Origin of the sequence: Ottowia sp. VDI28, from assembly GCF_049532675.1 — a bacterium.
Classification (GTDB): Bacteria; Pseudomonadota; Gammaproteobacteria; order Burkholderiales; family Burkholderiaceae_C; genus Ottowia.
The window spans coordinates 753,094-771,714 of the sequence record NZ_CP149820.1 but is presented as its reverse complement, the minus strand read 5'-3'; the positions used below and the strand labels follow the sequence as shown (position 1 = coordinate 771,714).

At 64.9% G+C, this 18,621-nt stretch carries 19 protein-coding genes and 1 pseudogene; all 20 read left to right on the top strand.

What is annotated here, in order from left to right; all coding sequences use genetic code 11:
• Positions 1–39: 39 nt before the first annotated feature.
• A pseudogene (locus WJU18_RS03540) lies at positions 40–308 on the top strand (biotin carboxylase N-terminal domain-containing protein); the annotation flags it as partial.
• Between the two features lie 57 nt (positions 309–365).
• Entirely contained in the window at positions 366–2,036 is a 1,671-nt protein-coding gene (locus WJU18_RS03535; protein ID WP_423460927.1) for a biotin/lipoyl-containing protein, read from the top strand.
• Positions 2,037–2,054: 18 nt separating this feature from the next.
• The gene (locus WJU18_RS03530; RefSeq protein WP_423458793.1) at positions 2,055–3,008 is read left to right on the top strand and encodes a hydroxymethylglutaryl-CoA lyase; all 954 of its coding nucleotides are present in this window, start codon (positions 2,055–2,057) and stop codon (positions 3,006–3,008) included.
• Between the two features lie 5 nt (positions 3,009–3,013).
• Complete coding sequence (locus tag WJU18_RS03525; RefSeq protein WP_423458792.1) at positions 3,014–4,609, top strand: acyl-CoA carboxylase subunit beta; 1,596 nt, start codon at positions 3,014–3,016, stop codon at positions 4,607–4,609.
• 26 nt (positions 4,610–4,635) lie between these two features.
• Positions 4,636–5,433, top strand: coding sequence for a crotonase/enoyl-CoA hydratase family protein (locus tag WJU18_RS03520; protein WP_423458791.1), 798 nt, complete (start codon positions 4,636–4,638; stop codon positions 5,431–5,433).
• Between the two features lie 13 nt (positions 5,434–5,446).
• Positions 5,447–7,456 carry an acetyl/propionyl/methylcrotonyl-CoA carboxylase subunit alpha gene (locus WJU18_RS03515; RefSeq protein ID WP_423460926.1) on the top strand — a complete coding sequence of 670 codons (2,010 nt, stop codon included), beginning with the start codon at positions 5,447–5,449 and terminating at the stop codon, positions 7,454–7,456.
• Positions 7,457–7,467: 11 nt separating this feature from the next.
• Positions 7,468–8,613 carry an acyl-CoA dehydrogenase family protein gene (locus WJU18_RS03510; RefSeq protein ID WP_423458790.1) on the top strand — a complete coding sequence of 382 codons (1,146 nt, stop codon included), beginning with the start codon at positions 7,468–7,470 and terminating at the stop codon, positions 8,611–8,613.
• 2 nt (positions 8,614–8,615) lie between these two features.
• Positions 8,616–9,653: an MBL fold metallo-hydrolase gene (locus tag WJU18_RS03505; RefSeq protein WP_423458789.1), complete on the top strand. Its 1,038-nt coding sequence runs from the start codon at positions 8,616–8,618 to the stop codon at positions 9,651–9,653.
• 17 nt (positions 9,654–9,670) lie between these two features.
• Positions 9,671–10,144 (top strand): PaaI family thioesterase, encoded by a 474-nt coding sequence (locus tag WJU18_RS03500; RefSeq protein WP_423458788.1) that lies wholly within the window; start codon positions 9,671–9,673, stop codon positions 10,142–10,144.
• Positions 10,141–10,575, top strand: coding sequence for a PaaI family thioesterase (locus WJU18_RS03495; protein WP_423458787.1), 435 nt, complete (start codon positions 10,141–10,143; stop codon positions 10,573–10,575). Before WJU18_RS03500 ends, WJU18_RS03495 begins: the two co-directional genes overlap by 4 nt.
• A gap of 21 nt (positions 10,576–10,596) precedes the next feature.
• Positions 10,597–11,493 carry an SDR family oxidoreductase gene (locus WJU18_RS03490; RefSeq protein WP_423458786.1) on the top strand — a complete coding sequence of 299 codons (897 nt, stop codon included), beginning with the start codon at positions 10,597–10,599 and terminating at the stop codon, positions 11,491–11,493.
• The gene (locus WJU18_RS03485) at positions 11,490–12,191 is read left to right on the top strand and encodes a transglutaminase-like domain-containing protein (RefSeq protein ID WP_423458785.1); all 702 of its coding nucleotides are present in this window, start codon (positions 11,490–11,492) and stop codon (positions 12,189–12,191) included. The genes WJU18_RS03490 and WJU18_RS03485 overlap by 4 nt, the downstream gene beginning before the upstream one ends.
• A 75-nt stretch (positions 12,192–12,266) precedes the next feature.
• Positions 12,267–12,428, top strand: coding sequence for a hypothetical protein (locus tag WJU18_RS03480; RefSeq protein ID WP_423458784.1), 162 nt, complete (start codon positions 12,267–12,269; stop codon positions 12,426–12,428).
• Positions 12,425–12,619, top strand: a complete 195-nt coding sequence (locus WJU18_RS03475; RefSeq protein ID WP_423458783.1) for a methyltransferase family protein — start codon at positions 12,425–12,427, stop codon at positions 12,617–12,619. Before WJU18_RS03480 ends, WJU18_RS03475 begins: the two co-directional genes overlap by 4 nt.
• Positions 12,620–12,646: 27 nt before the next feature.
• Positions 12,647–13,612 carry an alpha/beta fold hydrolase gene (locus WJU18_RS03470; protein ID WP_423458782.1) on the top strand — a complete coding sequence of 322 codons (966 nt, stop codon included), beginning with the start codon at positions 12,647–12,649 and terminating at the stop codon, positions 13,610–13,612.
• Positions 13,602–15,140, top strand: coding sequence for an AMP-binding protein (locus WJU18_RS03465; protein ID WP_423458781.1), 1,539 nt, complete (start codon positions 13,602–13,604; stop codon positions 15,138–15,140). Before WJU18_RS03470 ends, WJU18_RS03465 begins: the two co-directional genes overlap by 11 nt.
• Positions 15,141–15,229: 89 nt before the next feature.
• Positions 15,230–15,715 (top strand): MaoC family dehydratase, encoded by a 486-nt coding sequence (locus WJU18_RS03460; protein ID WP_423458780.1) that lies wholly within the window; start codon positions 15,230–15,232, stop codon positions 15,713–15,715.
• A gap of 60 nt (positions 15,716–15,775) precedes the next feature.
• On the top strand, positions 15,776–16,945 hold the full coding sequence (locus WJU18_RS03455; RefSeq protein WP_423458779.1) for an acetyl-CoA acetyltransferase: 1,170 nt from the start codon (positions 15,776–15,778) through the stop codon (positions 16,943–16,945).
• Positions 16,946–16,950: 5 nt separating this feature from the next.
• Entirely contained in the window at positions 16,951–17,352 is a 402-nt protein-coding gene (locus WJU18_RS03450; protein ID WP_423458778.1) for a Zn-ribbon domain-containing OB-fold protein, read from the top strand.
• A gap of 16 nt (positions 17,353–17,368) precedes the next feature.
• Positions 17,369–18,601: an acyl-CoA dehydrogenase family protein gene (locus WJU18_RS03445; protein ID WP_423458777.1), complete on the top strand. Its 1,233-nt coding sequence runs from the start codon at positions 17,369–17,371 to the stop codon at positions 18,599–18,601.
• Positions 18,602–18,621: the final 20 nt, after the last annotated feature.

The window sequence follows — 18,621 nt, the reverse complement described above, 5'->3', positions numbered from 1 at the left end:
TGATGGCCAACTTCCTTCACCGCTCTGGAGGCGTTGGGCATGCTTAAGAAAATCCTCATTGCGAACAGAGGCGAGATCGCCTGCCGCATTGCCCGTACTTGCCGCAAGCTCGGCCTGTCCGTGGCCACGGTGCATTCCAGTGCTGACCGGTTTGCCCGCCATGTGCGCGAGATCGGGGAATCGGTCGAGATCGGGGGGCCGCGCCCAGCGAGAGTTACCTCAACATCGACGCCATCATCGCGGCGGCCAGGCGCGTCGGCGCCGACGCCGTGCATCCGGGCTACGGCTTCGTCTCCGAGAATGCAGACTTCGTGCGCGCGCTTGAAGCGGCTGGCCTGACCTTCATCGGCCCCCGGGCCGACACCATGGAACGCGTGGGCGGCAAGGCCAGTGCCAAGCGCGAGGCGGCACGGCTCGGCGTGCCGGTCATCCCCGGCAGTGAAGGCGGCATGACCGACCCGGTCGAGGTGTCGCGTTTGGTGCGCGGCATGACGCTGCCTGTGCTGCTCAAGGCGGTGGCCGGCGGAGGCGGCCGCGGCATGGCGGTGGTCGAGACGCTGGAGGGGCTGGAGGCACGCATTGAGAGCGCCATGCGCGAAGCCGAAAAAGCCTTCGGCAATGGCGAACTGATCGTCGAACGCTACCTGCCGCAGGTGCGCCATCTTGAAGTGCAGGTCGCCGGTGACGGTCAGGGCCATGCCATCCACTTGTTCGAGCGCGAGTGCACTTTGCAGCGCCGCCATCAAAAAGTGATCGAGGAAGCGCCCTCGGCCGGCCTCAGCCCACGTCTGCGGGAAGCCATCCTGGCCGATGCGGTGAAGCTGGCCGCCGGCGTGAACTACCGTGGACTGGGTACCGTGGAGTTCGTGGTTGCCGGTGACGCGCACTACTTCCTGGAAGTCAACCCACGCTTGCAGGTCGAGCACCCGGTGACCGAAGAAGTCACCGGGCTTGATCTGGTGGCGTTGCAGCTGCGCATTGCCGAGACCGGGAGCTTGCCGCTGGCGCAAACCGATGTGGTGTGCCGGGGTCACGCTTTCGAGGCGCGGCTGTGCGCGGAAGATGCCGACGCCGGTTTCCTGCCGGCCATGGGTCGGCTCGATGTCGTCGATTTTTCGCGCTCGGGCGTGCGCATCGAGTCGGGGGTGGACAGCGGGGACGAGATTTCGCCGCACTACGACTCGATGATCGCCAAGCTCATCGCTCATGGCCCCGACCGCGAGTCGGCCCGTCGGGCACTTGTGGCCGGATTGCGCGAGAGCACGGTCATCGGGCTGGTGACCAACCTGCAGTTTCTGCATGAACTGCTCGAATGGCCGGAAACCCGCGACGCCAGTTTCCATACCCGCCTGATTGACGAGCGTCATGCGCAGCGGGGCATGGTCGCTCCCGCAGCCGTACCGGTGGAGCACCTGGCGGCGGCCGCGCTGTACTGGCTGGCGCAGCGGCGCGCGGAGTCACCCGCGCTGGGCTGCTGGACCCTGTGGGACGGTTTCACCGGCTGGCGCCTGAGCAGTGGGCCGATTCAGGCCGCGCCCCAGGCCGCCATGGTGTTGAAGGCGGGCGCGGCAGAGTGGCCGGTCCGGTTTTCCGCTCGCGCCGCCGATGGCGCCTGCACCCTGGCCATCGGCGACGAGGTGACGCAGGCTGCGCTGTCGCCGATCCCGGGTGGGCGCCGCCTGTTGCAGTGCGGCGGGCGGGCGCTGGAGCTGACCATCCGGGGCGATGCGCAGCAGGTCGAGATATCCAGCGCGCTGGGCAGCAGCGTGTTCACGGCGGAACCCTATCTGGGTGGCGCCGCCGGTGACGCCGCCTCCAGCGGGCAATTGGGCGCACCGATGATGGGCAAGGTGGTCGCGGTCAAGGCGGCGGTTGGCGAGTCGGTCGCCATCGGCCAGACCGTGATCGTGCTCGAATCGATGAAGATGGAGCTGCACGTCACGGCGCCGTTCGAAGGCAGCCTGAGCAGCCTGCGCTGCCGGGTTGGCGACATGGTCGAGCGCCACCAGGTGCTGGCCGAAGTCCGTCCGGTCTGATCGAAGGAGATGGCAGCGATGAGTGACTTGCCTGCCTCGGTCGAGTTCCATGAGGAGGGGCCGCGCGAGGGCTTCCAGATGGAGCCGCGGACCTATCCGCTGGGCGATCGCGCCGCGTTGATTGATGCTTTGGCGGCCTCGGGCTTGAAGCAAATCCAGGTGGCTTCCTTTGTCAGCCCGCGCGCGGTGCCGCAGATGGCCGATACCGCCGAGCTGTTTGCCGCCATCGTCAAGCGCCCAGGCACCCGCTACACGGCGCTCTGGCTCAACGACAACGGATTCGAGCGTGCGCGTGCCTGCGAGCAGGTGGACCTGGACGGCAGGCTGATGTTCTACACCACGGAGCCGTTTTCGCAGCGCAACAACAACTGCAGCGTGGCCGAGATGCGCGAACGCCAGCTCGGCTGGCTGGACCGCTACATCGCCCTGGGCATTCCGGTGGAAAAGGCCTACGTGATCACGGCTTTTGGCTGCAATCTTGGTGGTGCCGTGCCGCTGTCGGTTGTCACTGACCACATACGCTGGCTGGTTGATGCCTGCGCCGACCGGGGCGTGTCGCTTCCTGCGGTTTACCTGGCCGATACCATGGGCTGGGCGCATCCCGAGGAGATCAAGCGTCGCATCGGGGCGGTACGCGAGATCGTGCCCGATGCACGCATCGGGCTGCACCTGCACGACACGCGCGGCGTCGGGGGCGCCAACGTCTATGCGGCCCTGCAGATGGGTGTCCGGCTGTTCGACAGTTCGGTCGCCGGTCTGGGCGGGTGCCCGTTCGCCGGTCACCAGCAGGGCGGCGCGGCGGGCAATATTTGCACCGAGGATATGGTGTTCATGTGCCAGGAACTCGGGATTGAGACCGGCATCGACCTGGAGCGGCTGATTGAAGCGGCTCGGCTGGCCGAACGCATCATTGGCCGGGCATTGTCGGGTCGTGTGATGCACAGCGGTTCGCTCGTGACAATGGAAAGATGATGCAAATGACCCAGATCGAAAGCCGTATCGACACCCGCAGCGATGTCTACGTCCAGGCGCTGGGACAGGGTCGCGCACAGGCTGAGACGCTGCGTGCGCGTCTGGCCGCGGTGGCGAGCGGCGGGCGCGATGCGCACATCCGGCGTCACCGCGAGCGCGGCAAGCTGCTGGTGCGTGAGCGCATCGACTTCCTCGTCGATGATGGCAGCCCCTTTCTGGAACTCTCACCGCTTGCGGCCTGGGGCCAATATGGAAACGAGGTGCCGGGCGCGGGCATCGTCACCGGCGTTGGCATGGTGGCTGGTCGGCCCTGCATGCTCATCGCCAACGATGCCACGGTCAAAGGCGGCTCGTTCTTCCATGAGACCGTCAAAAAACATATCCGGGCGCAGGAGATCGCCGAGCGCCTGCGGCTCCCCTGCCTGTATCTCGTGGACTGTGGCGGCGCCTTCCTGCCGGAGCAGGACCGTGTGTTCCCTGACAAGGACCACTTCGGCAACAGTTTTCACCGCCAGTGCCGCATGTCGCAGGACGGTCTGCCGCAGATTTCGGCCGTGTTTGGCGGCTGCACTGCGGGCGGGGCCTACATTCCGGCGCTGTCCGACGAGGTGGTGATGGTGCGTGGCAATGCGCGCATCCACCTCGGCGGCCCGTCCATCGTCAAGATCGCGATCAACGAAGTAGCCGATGGCGAAACACTCGGCGGCGCCGAGATGCATAGCCGCGTCTCCGGCGTCAGCGACCATCTGGCCGAGGACGAGCACCAGGCGCTGGCGATGCTGCGCCAGATCGTGGCCAGTCTGCCGCCCGAGCCCGCGCTGGCACCGCCGCTGGTGCCCAGCCCGCCACGCTACGCTCCGGGCGAGCTCGACGGCATCGTGCCGGCGGATCCCAAGCAGCCCTACGACGCGCGCGAGATCATTGCGCGGCTGCTCGATGGCAGCGCCTTCCATGAGTTCAAGCCGCTGTGGGGCGAGACGCTGGTGACCGGCTTCGGCGCGATCCACGGCCAACCCGTGGCCGTTCTGGCCAACAACGGCGCGCTGCTGGCCGAGTCGGCCCTGAAGGGCGCGCACTTCATCGAGCTGGCCAACCAGCGTGGCGTGCCGCTGCTGTTTTTGCAAAACATTCCTGGCTTCATGGTGGGCACCGAGGCCGAGCGCGGGGGCATTGCCAAGCACAGCGCCAAGATGGTCTATGCCATGGCCTGCGCCCGCGTGCCCAAGCTGACGCTGGTCGTCGGTGGCTCCTATGGCGCGGGCAACTACGGCATGTGCGGCCGCGGTTTCGAGCCCGAATTCCTGTTCGCCTGGCCCAGTGCCAGGGTGGCGACCATGAGCGCCGACATCGCCAGCAATGTGATGGTCGAGCTGGCACGCTCCAACCTGCGCGGCCCGGCCGACGAGGCCCGGCTGGCCGAGACCGAACGCCAGGTGCGAGAGCAATACGCGCGCCAGAGCGACCCCTATTACGCCACCTCCCGGCTGTGGGACGACGGCCTGATCGAGCCTTCGGCCTCGCGCGATGTGCTCGCCCTGGCGCTGGCGCTGGCGGCGCGCCGTGCGCTGCCGGTCACCGCCACCCCGGTCTATCGCATGTAAACCCCGTCCACTCAGAGACCTGTTCCATGAACACACCCACCTACGAAACCCTGCAACTTGCCGTCGATGCGCGCGGTGTGGCCCGCCTCACGCTGAACCGCCCCGACACCCACAACGCGCTCAACGCCACCCTGATCCGCGAGTTGCGCCGTGCGGTCGAATGGCTGGGCGCCGCCGAGGGTGTGCGCGCGCTGGTGCTCACTGGCGCTGGCAAGACCTTTTGCGCGGGTGGCGACCTCGGCTGGATGCAGGACAACATGACGAAGAGCCGGGTCGAGCGCGTCAGCGAAAGCGGCGATCTGGCGCTGATGTTGCGGGCACTGAATGACCTGCCGATGCCAGTCATTGGCCGCATCAACGGCCCTGCCTATGGTGGCGGTGTTGGAATGATCTCGGTGTGCGACATGGCCATCGCGGTCGATACCGGCGTCTATTCGCTCACCGAGGTCCGCCTGGGCCTGCTGCCGGCCAACATCGCCCCCTATGTGGTGGCGCGCATGGGCGAAGCCAACGCACGGCGTACCTTCCTGACGGCGCGTCGCATGGGGGCTGCCGAGGCGCAGCGCCTGGGCCTGCTGTCCGAGGTGGTGGCCGCGGATCAGCTCGACGCCGCCGTCGAGCGCGAACTTGCCGAGCTGCTGCAGTGCGCGCCTGGCGCGGTGGCGGCCACCAAGAAATTGATCACCTACGTGCAGGCGCATGACCTGGACACCAACATGATCTACGCCGCCGACAAGCTGGCCGACGCTTGGGAGACCGAAGAAGGGCGCGAAGGCATCGCCGCCTTCTTCGGCAAGCGCCTGCCTGCGTGGCGGCAGGCCTGAGGTAAGGATGAATGTGTTCGAAACCCTGCTGATTGCCAACCGCGGCGAGATTGCCTGCCGCATTGCACGCACCGCGCGCCGCATGGGGCTGCGCACCGTGGCAGTGTATTCTGATGCCGACCGCGACGCGATGCACGTGCACGCCTGCGACACGGCCGTGCGCCTTGGTCCGCCTGAGGCCGCGCGCAGCTACCTGGATGCCGCGGCCATTGTTGCTGCGGCGCGTGCCGCTGGTGCGCAGGCCATTCATCCGGGCTACGGTTTTTTGTCCGAAAGCCTGACGCTGATCGAGGCCTGCGAGGCCGCGGGCATTGTTTTCGTCGGCCCCTCGCGCGAGGCGATCCGGCGCATGGGCTCGAAGATCGAATCCAAACGCATCGCGATGGCACACGGTGTGCCGGTGGTGCCTGGCTACCATGCGGACGATCAGGACAGCGCGGTCTTGCAGGCCGCAGCCAGTGACGTGGGCTATCCAGTGCTGATCAAGGCCTCGGCCGGTGGCGGCGGCAAGGGCATGCGGGTGGTGCGCGGCGCGGGTGAATTCACTGCCGCGCTGGACACCGTACGGCGCGAGGCCCAGGCGTCGTTCGGTGATGACCGTGTGCTGCTGGAGCGCTACCTGGACGAGCCGCGCCACCTCGAGGTGCAGTTGCTGGGCGACAAGCACGGGCATTTGGTGCACCTGTTCGAGCGCGAGTGTTCGATCCAGCGCAACCACCAGAAAGTGATCGAGGAAGCGCCGGCGCCACACCTGTCGCCGGCTGTGCGCGAGGCCCTGTTTGCCCACGCGCTGACGATGGGTCGTGCCATTGGCTACGACAGCACAGGCACCATCGAGTTCATTCACGACAGCCGCAGCGGTGACACATTCTTTCTGGAAATGAACACCCGGCTGCAGGTCGAGCACCCGGTGACCGAGCAGACCTGTGGCATCGACCTGGTCGAATGGCAGTTGCGGGTGGCCGCCGGTGAAGCACTCGGCTTCAGTCAGTCAGCGCTGTCGCAGCGCGGCTGCGCGATCGAGGTGCGCGTTTGCGCGGAAAATCCAGCGGCCGATTTCGCGCCCGAGATCGGCACCGTGGTCGGCTACCGCGAGCCGCACGGCGAGGGCGTCCGGGTTGACAGCGGTGTGCGCACCGGCAGCCGGGTCACCCCTTATTACGACTCGATGCTGCTCAAGGTGATTGCCCATGCCGATGACCGGCCGACCGCAGCGCGACGGCTCGCCACCGCACTGGACGACACGGTGCTGCTCGGCGTGCAGAGCAACCTCGGTTTCCTGGCCGATCTGCTGAGCCACGACCACTTTGCACAAAGGCTCAGTACGCACTACATCGCGCGTGCTTTCCCCGCAGGCTGGCAGCCGCGCGGAGACGACGGGCTGGCCATCGCCGCTGCAGCGCTGCACGGCGTGCTGGCCACGCAGGCTGCCTCGGTCGGGCGCTCGGCTTGGCAATCGCTCGGGGCCTGGCGCGTGCCCGGCGGCGGCGCAGGCGGCACGCGGGTGCTGCTCGAAGACGGGCACCGCTGCGTGCACGAGGTCAGCGTGTCGCGGGAGGGCGAAGGCTGGCGCGTGCGCGTCGGCGAACTGGAAAAGAGGGTTGCGGCGACGCTGGTCGGAGACACCCTGGAATTGCGGCACAAGGGCGTGACGACCCGCTTCATGGTGGCACTGGAACGGCATGCCAGCGAGGGCGAACGTCTGTGGCTGGCCGGCGCCGGTCGCACGCGCACCTGGCGCCGGCTCGACCGCTGGCAGCGCGCGCTCACCGGCGCGGCGGCTGCAGACGAGCGGGGTGGCAGCCGCCTGCTCGCGCCCATGCCTGGCCTGGTGACGCTAGTGCAAGCCAGCGTGGGCATGACGGTGAATGCGGGCGATACGCTGGTGCAAATGGAAGCCATGAAAATGGTGCACACGATCAGCGCGCCCGCCGCGGGCCGGGTCAGCGAGCTGCGCTGCCGCACCGGCGATGCGGTGCGCGGTGGCGATGTGCTGGTGGTCATGGACATTGAGGACAACTGAGGAAAAACGAAATGAACGAGCCGATCTACTTCGACGAGCAACACCGGCAGTTCCGCGACAACCTGCGCCGCTTCGTCGAGCAGGAGGTGGTGCCACAGGCGGCGCCCTGGGAAGACGCCGGCATGGTGCCGCGCGCGGTGCTGCGCCAAATGGGGGAACTCGGCTACCTCGGCGTGCGCTACGCCGAGCCCTACGGGGGCTCGAAACTCGACACGGTGTACAGCGCGATCCTGGCTGAAGAACTCGGCCGCTCGACTTACGGCGGCTTCGCGGTGACGGTGATGGTGCATACCGACATGGCCTCGCCGCACCTGGCCAACTTCGGCACGCCAGAGCAACTCGAGCGCTACCTGCCCGCCATCATCCGCGGAGAGAAAATCTGTGCCGTAGCGGTGACCGAGCCCGATGCCGGCTCCGACGTGGCCGGCATTCGCACCCGCGCGGTGCGCGACGGTGACCACTGGGTCATCAACGGCAGCAAGATGTTCATCACCAACGGGGTGCATGGCGACGTGTATTTCGTTGGCGCCAAGACCGACCCGACGGCCAAGGGCTCGCGCGGCATCTCGATCTTCATCGTCGAGAAGGGCACGCCGGGCTTTCGCGTCGGTCGTGCGCTCAGAAAGAGCGGCTGGCTGAGCAGCGACACCGCCGAACTGGTGTTTGAGAACTGCCGGGTGCCGGCGGCCAACCTGCTGGGTGGCGAGAACAAGGGCTTCTACCAGATCATGCGCAACTTCCAGAACGAGCGCATCGTGCTGGGCGCGCAAACCATGGGCGAGGCCGCACGCGCGATCGAACTGACGCTGGCCTACGTGCGCGAGCGCAAGGCCTTCGGCGCCACACTGTGGGACAAGCAGGCGATCCGCCAGCGCCTGGCGATGCGCGCGGCGCAGGTTGAGGCCGGCCGCCAATTGGTCTATCACGCCGCTTGGCTCGACGCGCAGGGGCGCGAATGCGTCAAGGAAGTGTCGATGGTCAAGGCGCTGTGCGGCGAGCTGGTCAACGACGTGGTCTATGACTGCCAGCAGTTCCATGGCGGCTTCGGCTATATGCGCGAGGCCGCAATCGAGCGCATGGTGCGCGACGCCCGTGTCCAGGCCATCGGCGGCGGTGCCACCGAAGTGATGCTCGAAGAAGTTGCCAAACGCCTGTGAACATGAGCACCCTGTCCCCCACCCCAGCCATGGACTTGCCGGTCGAGCTGCCGCTCAAGGAAGTCCTGCCCGGCATCCTGATGTTCACCCTGCCGGTGGACTACGGCATCGACCACGTCAACATCTACCTGATTCGTGACGGTGAGGGCTGGTGCCTCTTCGACACCGGCGCCGACTGCGAAGCGGCGCGGGCCTTGTGGCTGCGTGCCCTGGCAGGACCGCTGGTGGGCGGCCTGACGCGCATCATCGTCTCGCACCACCACCCCGACCACCTCGGGTTGGCCGCGTGGCTGGTGCGGAGCACCGGAGCGAAGATTCTGATGCGTCCCGAGGAACGCGAGGTGGCACGCGGAACCCGCATGCTGGATGAATCATCACGCCGCCATGGCATCGATTTCATGTTGCGTCACGGCATGTCACTGAGTGAGGCCGAAGAGATCGTCAGCGGCGTGTTGCAAGAAAACCTGGGTTGCGACGAACCCCCGCCCAGCACCAGTCTGGAAGACGGGCAGCGACTGCAAATTGGCGACTTCGGTTTTGACGTGCTGGTGCTGGGCGGTCACAGCATCGCGCAAATCTGCCTCTATGAGCCAGACTTGAAGCTGCTGCTCACCGGGGACCAGTTGCTTGAGCGCATCACGCCCAATGTCGGGGTCTGGCCGTACGGCGAGCCCCATCCGCTGCCGCGCTACATCGACAGCTTGCGGGCGATCGCCGGCTTGCCCATCGAACATGTGTTGCCGGCGCATCACCATGTTTACCACGCGGGTGTAGCGCGCGCGCATGGGTTGGTTGCGCACCACCAGCGGGCGCTACGGCGCTTCAAGGAAGGCTTGCGTGAAGGCATGACGGCCGTGGAGCTTGGCGAAGCGAGGTACGGAAAACAGTCAGAGGCTCTGCACAGGTTCCTGGCGATGGGGGAGACGCTGGCGCATCTGCTGTGGCTCGAAAGTGACGGTCATGTCAGGTCCAGCGAAGACGCTGGCGTGCTGCGCTGGGCACCCATCCAGCGATCAGAGCAGCCGATGGTTCAAATTTGAATGAGAGGAATTTTTTGATGGCAGAAACGATGAGTCCTGAAGAGGAATTCGCCCAGCGCTGGAAGAAGTTTGCGCACGTGTCCCCGTACAACCGGGAGCTCGGGCTTTTGCCGCATTCCGTACGGCCGGACTGGTGTGTGCTGAAGGTGGACTACAAGGACAGCCTGGTTGGCGACCCGAACACGCGGGTGCTGCATGGCGGCGTCATCACTGCCTTGCTGGATGCTGCTTTCGGGTTCGCAATTTTTGTGAAGATACCCCAGATACGGCCGATGGCCACGCTGGACCTGCGCATTGATTACCTCAAGCCGGCCACCCCCGATAAAGCGGTGCTGGGCGGCGCGGTCTGCTACAAGCTGACGCCGGATCTGGCCTTCGTCCGCGGCTGCGCCTACCACGAGTCACCGGACGATCCGATCGCCACCGCCGTTGGCATCTACATGTTCACTACCGGATCCCCTGTGATTCGAAACGAGGAGATTCCCCAATGAAGTTTGCCGACCTCTTGACAAACTGCAGGGCCTCCAGCGATTTTGGCCCGTTGGTGCAATCCATTCCGTACGCCAACTTCCTGAATCTGCGCCTCGACATCAAGGGTGACGAGTTCACCTGCATCCTGCCTTTCGATCAAAAGCTGATCGGCAACCCTGTTCTTCCCGCCTTGCACGGCGGCGCAACCGGCGGTTTTCTGGAATGTGCTGGCTTGTTCTATCTGCTTTTGAAAACGGACACAAAGACCCTGCCGAAGACGATCGACTTCAACATTGACTACCTGCGTACCGGCCAGCCACGCGACACCTATGCCAACGTCGTGATGGTCAAGCTGGGACGGCGCGTGGCCAACCTGCGCATCGAGGCCTGGCAGTCCAGTCCTGACAAGCCGATCGCACTCGGCCATTGCAACTTCATGCTTGACGCATGAAACCATCAAGGAAATGCACCTATGAATCAACCTGTCTATCAATCCGCATTCCGCCCGGGACTCTTCGCTGGCCAGACGGTGATCGTCACCGGCGGCGGCAGCGGCATTGGCCGCTGCACTGCCCATGAGCTGGCGAACCTGGGCGCGGTCGTCGCGCTGGTCGGGCGCCGCGTCGAGAAGCTCGAGCAGGTGCAGGCCGAGATCACCGCCGCGGGCGGCCAGGCCAGCATCCATCCCTGCGATATTCGCGACGAAGCCGGCGTGAAAGCCATGGTCGCGGACGTAATTGCACGCCATGGCGTCATCAACGGACTGGTCAACAACGCCGGCGGCCAGTACCCGCAGCCAGTGCGCGACATCACGCTCAAGGGCTGGGACGCGGTGGTGCGCAACAATTTGACCGGCGGCTTCCTGGTCGCGCGTGAAGTCTATGTGCAAAGCATGGAGGCCAACGGCGGCGCCATCGTAAACATCATCGCCGACATCTGGGGTGGCATGCCGACCATGGCGCACAGCGGCGCGGCGCGCGCGGGCATGCTGTCTTTCACCGAGACGGCAGCCTGCGAATGGTCGCAGTCGGGCGTGCGCGTCAACGCCGTGGCGCCGGGCTGGGTGGCCAGCAGCGGCTTTGACACCTACAGCCCAGAGATGCAGGCGGAGCTGCGCAGTCTGAAGACCAAGGTGCCGTTGCAGCGCTATGGCACCGAGTCCGAGGTGTCGGCGGCGATTGTGTTCCTGCTGAGCGAGGCGGCGGCCTTCATCACCGGCTCATGCATTCGGGTCGATGGCGGCGTGCCCAATGCCAGACCAACCTGGAAGCTGATACCGCACGGGCGCTCAAAGGCATTCAACGGTTTTGCGCTGTCGCAGGCACCCAAGTGTCTGGACGGAGATGCGCAGGGAGGATCGGGGATATGAACGCGCCGGTACAAACCACGAATGCGAACGACCTGTCGAACTGTCTCGCGCCTGGCCGTTATGTCGACAGCGACCATCCCGCGGTGATATCGTTCGCGCGCCGGGTTGCCGGCACCGCGACGACGCCGCGTGACATCGCGCTCAAGCTCTACTATGCCGTGCGCGACGAGTTTCTCTATGACCCCTACCACTTCGACACCACCATCGATGGTCTCAAGGCCAGTCATGTGATAGAGGCTGGCCGCGGTTTCTGCGTGCCCAAGGCGGCGCTGCTCGCCGCCGCCGCCCGTGCGTTGGGCGTGCCGGCTCGGCTTGGCTATGCCGACGTGCGCAACCATCTGACCAGCAAGAGGCTGTACGACATGATGGGTACCGATCTGTTCGTCTTTCACGGCTACACCGAGCTATGGATCGATGGTCAATGGACCAAGGCCACGCCCGCCTTCAACCGTTCCTTGTGCGAGAAAGCCGGCATTCGGCCGCTGGAGTTCGACGGCAGGATCGATTCCGTTTTTCATGAATTCGATGTCAGTGGCCGTCGGCACATGGAGTATGTGCATGACCGTGGCACCTATGTCGACCTGCCGCGCGACGATCTGATCGCAGCGTGGCGCGAGGCTTATCCCTCGTTTCCCGACTGGGGACGGAAGCTGGGCATCCGCGCCGATTTCGAATCAGATGTCCAGCCCGGTGCCTGACATCGCACCCCGTGGGTAAAGTCCGCTGAACAACAACGAATCTTTCATAACCTTGCGGGAAATGGAGCCTGGCACATGAGAGTCTTGTTCTTGATTTATGGGGTGGTCAGTTATTTGGTTTTCCTTCTGGTGTTTGTCTATTCCCTGGGCTTTGTCGGTGATGTGTTCGTTCCCCGATCCGTCAGCCATCCGGCGTCTGGCGGCTTGGGTCAGGCTTTGCTGATCGACATCCGATGATGCTGGGCATCCTGATTGCCTTCTGGGCCACGCCTGTCATGAGCGTGAGCCACCTGGTGTTTTCGATCGGAATGTCCGTGTACGTTCTGGTGGGTATCTACTTCGAGGAGAAAGGATTCCAGAAGGCTTTCGGAATGGACTATGTCGCATTCAAAAAACGCACCAGGAAGATCATTCCAGGCGTCTATTGAAAACGGCCAGCCGATGACCAGTCAGCGATGTCGTCTGCGAACCAGAACAAGGAATCAGGAGGACGCTTTGGAAAATTCATCAACGCCGTCGCAAGTGCGAAGGCCATGGAAGGATTCCGTGTGAGTGGTTGCGAGCGACGAGAGTTTCCCGGCCTGGACGGTGGTGTCCTGGTGGCCGACGTGTATGGGCCGGTTGGCGCGCCAACGGTGTTGCTACTGCACGGCGGTGGGCAAACGCGCCATGCCTGGGGCCGCGCCGCGCAGACCCTTGGCGCGGCGGGCTGGCGTACCGTCGCCCTGGATCTGCCGGGGCATGGTGACAGCGCCTGGGCGGCCAATGGCGATTACCGGATTGAGACCCTTGCCGAGTGCATGTGCTGCATCTGGCGCGTACTGGGGACACCGCTGGCCGTGGTGGGAGCATCGCTCGGCGGCCTCATCAGCATGGCCGCAGTCGGTCGCGCTGACGCGCCACCGATCAACGCGCTGGTGCTGGTGGACATTGCGCCGCGCATGGAAGAAGCCGGCGTCGAGCGCATCGTGCATTTCATGCGGGCGCAGCCCGATGGATTTGCAACACTCGAAGAGGCCGCGCTGCATATTGCCGCCTACCGTGGCCGCCCCATGGACGGCCCGATCGAGGGACTGAAGAAAAACCTGCGCCTCAATGCGCAAGGCCGCTGGGTGTGGCATTGGGACCCGCGCCTGATGAGCGAAGCCAACCACAATCACCGCCGCGACCCGGATGGCTATGAGCGGGCCTTGCGCGGACTGCAGGCACCCACGCTGCTGCTGCGTGGTCAGCGTAGCGACGTCATATCCGAAGAAGATGCGCGCGCCCTGGTGCAAACCCTGCCGCGGGCGCGCTTTGTCGACCTGAAGGGGGCGGGCCACATGATTGCCGGCGATGCCAATGACGCCTTCGTGGCCAGTGTGGTGGATTTTCTGCACGAAGTGATGCCGCCTACGCACGCCTTGGCGGGTGGAAATTGAACAAGGAGCATGCCATGAGTTTGCGATCTTTCACGCTGCACGATCTCATCGCGCGCAACGCGCGCTTGCACGCATCGAAAACAGCTTTTCTTTTGCCGGACAGAAAGTGACGCACGCCCAGTACGCTGAGCGCACGGCGCGGCTGGCGGCCGGTTTGGCCGCAGCAGGTGTGCGTGCGGGCGACCGGTTGGCGATACTGGCCCCCAACTGCCTGGAATACGTTGATTTGTTCGGTGCCAGCGCGCACCTGGGCGCGATCATGGTGCCGATCAACTGGCGGCTGTCGGCCGAAGAAGTGGCCCATGTCATTGAGGATGTATCACCCCGTGTACTGATCGTGGCCGATGAATTCAAGGCACTGCTGCCGCAACAGGGCCTGGACGACACGCTGCGCTACACGCTGGGCGCCGCACTGGCCCCGTGGCAATCCATCAGCACGCTGTATCTGGAGCCCCATGCGCCAGCGGCGGACCTGCCAGACGTGGCCGACGACAGTGGGTTCGTCATCATCCACACCGCTGCCGTGGGTGGGAGGCCGCGCGGCGCACTGCTTTCGCATGGCGGCCTGCTCGCTGCTGGCATGCAAACGCAACTGGCTTGGCAACTGATGCCGCAGGATGTCAATTTGGGGGTCTTGCCGCTGTTTCATGTGGCCGCCATCGGCTTCATGCTGGCTACGCAGCAGGCGGGCGGGGCGACGCTGCTGCTGACACGTTTTGATCCGCCCAGCCTGGTTAAACATATCGACGAGGACGGTGGCAGCCTGATCGGCACCTTTCCTCCCATGCTCGGCGCACTGCTGGACGCGGCCGCGGCCCAGGGCTCCCAACTCGCAAACCTGCGCGTGGTGTCGGGGCTCGACGCGCCCGAAACCATCGCGCGCCTGCGCACGAGTTGTCACCACGCGACTTTCTGGAGCGCCTACGGCCAGACCGAGACCTCGGGCTCGGTGACCCTGGCACCCTTTGATGAACGTCCCGGCAGCGCCGGTCGTCCCACGCTGGTGAACACGGTCGCAGTGCTGGATGACCTGGATCGTCCGCTGCCAAGCGGTGCCACCGGCGAGATCGCTGTGCGCGGACCGATGGTGTTTCTGGGCTACTGGGGTCGCAACGAAGACAACGCTTTCACGCTGCGCAACGGCTGGCACCATACCGGCGACATGGGGCGCATCGATGCCGAGGGCTACCTCTGGTACAGCGGGCGCTCACCGGCCAAGGAGTTGATCAAGCCGGGCGGCGAGAACGTCTACCCGGCTGAAGTCGAGCGGGTCATTCTTGAACACCCGGCGCTGGCGCAGGCGGTGGTGTTCGGTGTGCCGGACGTGCAGTGGGGCGAGGCCGTCAAGGCGGTCTGTGTGCTGAAGGCGGGGCACACAATGAGTTCTGAATCATTGATCGAGTTTGTGGGCGGGCGCATCGCGCGCTACAAAAAACCCAAGCATGTGGTGTTTGTATCGGAACTGCCCAAGGGAAGTGCCGATGGCATCGACCGTGCGGCCGTCAAGGCCGCACACGGTGGGACGTAAGCCACCTTTCGATTCAGTCTGCGCACCAGACAATGGATTTGCAAGCGGTTTCAAGGCGATTTGAAACCCGTACACAAGGAGAGCATTGCATGAATACCGAGCGTGCTGAAGAACTTCGGTTCAAGACCCACTGCCGAACCATTACCGAAACGGACATCGTCACCTTCGTCAATGTGGTGGGATTGCATGAACCCTTTTTCATTGACATGGAATACATCCGGGAGAACATGACCGGAGCGCATCGCAGCCGCTTCGCGCCTGGCCCCATGATCATCTCGCTCGGCATGGGGCTGCTGGCCACTTATGTACAAGGCATCATCAATCAGGTGCTGGAAGGTCGCGAGGTGGGTCCATTCGGGGGCATGACGGGTGTGCAGGCGCGCCTGCGTGGTGCGCTGTTTCCAGGCGACACCATTCATGTCGAAGGCGCAGCCCGACTGCTTCCGACGACCTCGCGCGGTTATACCCTGATGGAGTTGCAGCACCTGGTGATCAATCAGCGCGGCGAGACCATTGCCGACTTCACCGAAACCATTACGTTCCTGCCGCAGACCAACCCAAAACCGCTGACCTGAACAAGTCGGCGCGCTGCGCAAGCGATGCAATTCACAATTCAGCCAAGGAGTAACAACCCAATGAAAAAGCGAGAAGCAGTGATCGTCGGCGTCGCCGACTTGCCGCTGAAGGATGGCAAGGCCCTCACGCCGATGTCGGTCTTGCAGGCTCAGGCGCTGGTCGCGCGTGATGCGCTCAAGGATGCCGACATCGCCATGAATGAAGTCGATGGGTTGCTGACCACCGGCATGTGGGGCGTGCCGGGTCCGGGCCAGTTGCCCACCGTGACGTTGTCAGAGTATCTGGGCATTACCCCGCGCTTCGTCGATGGCACCAACATCGGCGGGTCGGCTTTCGAGGCCCATGTGGCGCACGCAGCCACCGCCATCGAGGCCGGCCGTTGCGAGGTGGCGCTGATCACCTACGGCAGTCTGCAACGCAGCGAGATGAGCCGCAACCTGGCCGGACGGCCTTCGGTGTTGACCATGCAGTACGAAACGCCCTGGGGCATGCCGACACCCGTGGGCGGCTACGCGATGGCGGCGATGCGTCATATGCACGAGTACGGCACCACGTCCGGGCAACTGGCCGAGATCGCCGTGGCCACGCGCAAATGGGCCCAGCTCAACCCGGCCGCGACGATGCGCGATCCGCTGTCGATCGACGACGTGCTGGAAAGCCCGATGATCTCCGACCCGTTGCACCTGCTCGACGCCTGCCTGGTGACTGATGGTGGTGGCGCGGTCGTCATGACCACGGCAGAGCACGCCAAGGCGCTCGGGCGCAAACCGGTGTACGTGCGCGGCTACGGCGAATCGCACACGCACTGGACGATTGCCGCCATGCCGGATCTGGCGCGCCTGACGGCCGCCGAGGTGGCCAGCCGGGACGCCTTCGCCATGGCCGGCATCGGGCACGATGCCATCGACGTGGTCGAGGTCTATGACTCGTTCACCATAACCGTGCTGCTGACGCTCGAAGCCCTGGGTTTTTGCCAGCGTGGCGAGGGGGGAGCCTTTGTGTCCAACCAGCGCACCGCGCCGGGCGGGGCGTTTCCGCTCAACACCAACGGCGGTGGACTGTCCTACGCGCATCCCGGCATGTATGGCATCTTCCTGCTGATCGAAGCGGTGCGCCAGCTGCGTGGCGAGTGCGGCCCGCGCCAGATTCAGGACGCCGTGACCGCGCTGGTCCACGGCACCGGCGGCACGCTCTCCAGCGGTGCCACTTGTATCCTCTCTACACAGTGAACACCATGTACGACAAACCCCTACCCGTCATCGATGGCGAGAGTCGCCCCTATTGGGACGCCCTGAAACAACACCGTCTTACCCTCAAGCGCTGCCATGACTGCGGCAAGCACCATTTTTATCCGCGCGCCTTGTGCCCGCACTGCCACTCGGACGCTGTCGACTGGGTCGATGCGCGCGGCACGGGCACCATTTACAGCTACACCATCGCGCGCCGGCCGGCCGGTCCCGCCTTCAAGGCGGACGCGCCCTATGTGGTGGCGGTGATCGACCTCGACGAAGGTGCCCGCATGATGACCAATATCGTCACCGGCGATGTGGAGGCAGTGCGTATCGGCCAGCGCGTGACGGTTCACTATGACGATGTGACCGACGAGGTGACGCTGCCGAAGTTCCGGTTGCTGTAGTGTCGAGGTAACCCGCATGGACTTCACCATCGATCCCGATACCGTGGCCATTGCCGAGGCCGTGTTGCGCTTCGTCGAGCGTGAAGTGCTGCCGCTGCAGGAACGCCACCACGACCTGTTGGGCAGCGAACGCACCCTGTTCGACGCCACTGGCCGCTACGTCCCGGAGGTGCTGGCGCTGCGCCAACAGGTGCGTAAGCGTTCGGCCGAACTCGGCTTTTACACCCTGTTCGGCGACGAGAAACTGGGCGGCGGGGGGCAGGGCGCGCAGGTCATGGCGCATGTGCAGGAGGTGCTGAACCACCGCGTTGGCCCTGCTCAGCCGCTGGTCCAGACGGTGGTGCTGCCATCGCCCTTTACCAATGGCCTATCGCCGGTGTTGCGGCATCTGAACCCCGAGGTGCTCGATCGCCACCGAGACGGCATCGCCAGCGGCGACAAGACCCTGTGCTTCGGCCTGAGCGAGCCCGACGCCGGCTCGGACGTATTCGGCATGAAGACGCGCGCCGTGCGCGACGGCGATGAGTGGGTGCTCACCGGTACCAAGCAGTGGATCACCAACTCGCCGTACGCCGATTATGCGATGGTGTTCGCGTTGACGGACCCCGAGGCCGCGGCGCGCCACAAGGGCGGCGTCACCGGCTTTTTCGTGGACACGCGCACTCCCGGCTTTACCGTGCCACGTGTCATCAACACCATGGGCCACCTGGGCGGTGACACTGGGGTTGTCGTGCTTGACGGTGTGCGCGTGCGCGACGAATACCGGCTCGGCGAAGTCGGTCGTGGTCTGGCTGTGGCGATGGACGGCGTCAATGCCGGGCGCATGGGCATGGCCGCCTCGTGCCTTGGGCTGGCGCGCTGGGCGCTGGACCAGGCGGTTGAATACGCCAAGGTGCGCAAGACCTTTGGCGTACCGATCGCCGATCACCAGGCGATCCAGCTCATGCTGGCCGACAGCGCGATGGATGTCTATGCTGCCAAGGCCATGATCCAGAACTGTGCCTGGCGTCTGGACAGCGGCCAGGCCTCGACTGCGCAGGTCAGCATGGTCAAGGCATTTTCGACCGAGATGCTCGGGCGCGTCATGGACCGCAGCATCCAGATCCACGGCGGCATGGGCCTGACCAACGAACTGCGTCTGGAAGAAGGCTACCGCTTCGCGCGCGTGATGCGCATCCCCGACGGCACCGGCGAGATCCAGCGCCGCACCATCGCGCGCCAATTGCTGGCCGGACATGCCGACCTGTAGGCTGTGGCCAGCCAAGCGTA

Bases quoted from the DNA above. Each gene is read 5' to 3' on its own strand.
- WJU18_RS03460 (WP_423458780.1), top strand. From the start codon at position 15,230: ATGAATACCGAGCGTGCTGAAGAACTTCGGTTCAAGACCCACTGCCGA.
- WJU18_RS03450 (WP_423458778.1), top strand. From the start codon at position 16,951: ATGTACGACAAACCCCTACCCGTCATCGATGGCGAGAGTCGCCCCTAT.
- WJU18_RS03470 (WP_423458782.1), top strand. From the start codon at position 12,647: ATGTCGTCTGCGAACCAGAACAAGGAATCAGGAGGACGCTTTGGAAAA.
- WJU18_RS03485 (WP_423458785.1), top strand. From the start codon at position 11,490: ATGAACGCGCCGGTACAAACCACGAATGCGAACGACCTGTCGAACTGT.
- WJU18_RS03475 (WP_423458783.1), top strand. From the start codon at position 12,425: ATGATGCTGGGCATCCTGATTGCCTTCTGGGCCACGCCTGTCATGAGC.
- WJU18_RS03500 (WP_423458788.1), top strand. From the start codon at position 9,671: ATGGCAGAAACGATGAGTCCTGAAGAGGAATTCGCCCAGCGCTGGAAG.
- WJU18_RS03530 (WP_423458793.1), top strand. From the start codon at position 2,055: ATGAGTGACTTGCCTGCCTCGGTCGAGTTCCATGAGGAGGGGCCGCGC.
- WJU18_RS03455 (WP_423458779.1), top strand. From the start codon at position 15,776: ATGAAAAAGCGAGAAGCAGTGATCGTCGGCGTCGCCGACTTGCCGCTG.
- WJU18_RS03525 (WP_423458792.1), top strand. From the start codon at position 3,014: ATGACCCAGATCGAAAGCCGTATCGACACCCGCAGCGATGTCTACGTC.
- WJU18_RS03480 (WP_423458784.1), top strand. From the start codon at position 12,267: ATGAGAGTCTTGTTCTTGATTTATGGGGTGGTCAGTTATTTGGTTTTC.
- WJU18_RS03505 (WP_423458789.1), top strand. From the start codon at position 8,616: ATGAGCACCCTGTCCCCCACCCCAGCCATGGACTTGCCGGTCGAGCTG.
- WJU18_RS03520 (WP_423458791.1), top strand. From the start codon at position 4,636: ATGAACACACCCACCTACGAAACCCTGCAACTTGCCGTCGATGCGCGC.
- WJU18_RS03445 (WP_423458777.1), top strand. From the start codon at position 17,369: ATGGACTTCACCATCGATCCCGATACCGTGGCCATTGCCGAGGCCGTG.
- WJU18_RS03510 (WP_423458790.1), top strand. From the start codon at position 7,468: ATGAACGAGCCGATCTACTTCGACGAGCAACACCGGCAGTTCCGCGAC.
- WJU18_RS03535 (WP_423460927.1), top strand. From the start codon at position 366: ATGGAACGCGTGGGCGGCAAGGCCAGTGCCAAGCGCGAGGCGGCACGG.
- WJU18_RS03495 (WP_423458787.1), top strand. From the start codon at position 10,141: ATGAAGTTTGCCGACCTCTTGACAAACTGCAGGGCCTCCAGCGATTTT.
- WJU18_RS03490 (WP_423458786.1), top strand. From the start codon at position 10,597: ATGAATCAACCTGTCTATCAATCCGCATTCCGCCCGGGACTCTTCGCT.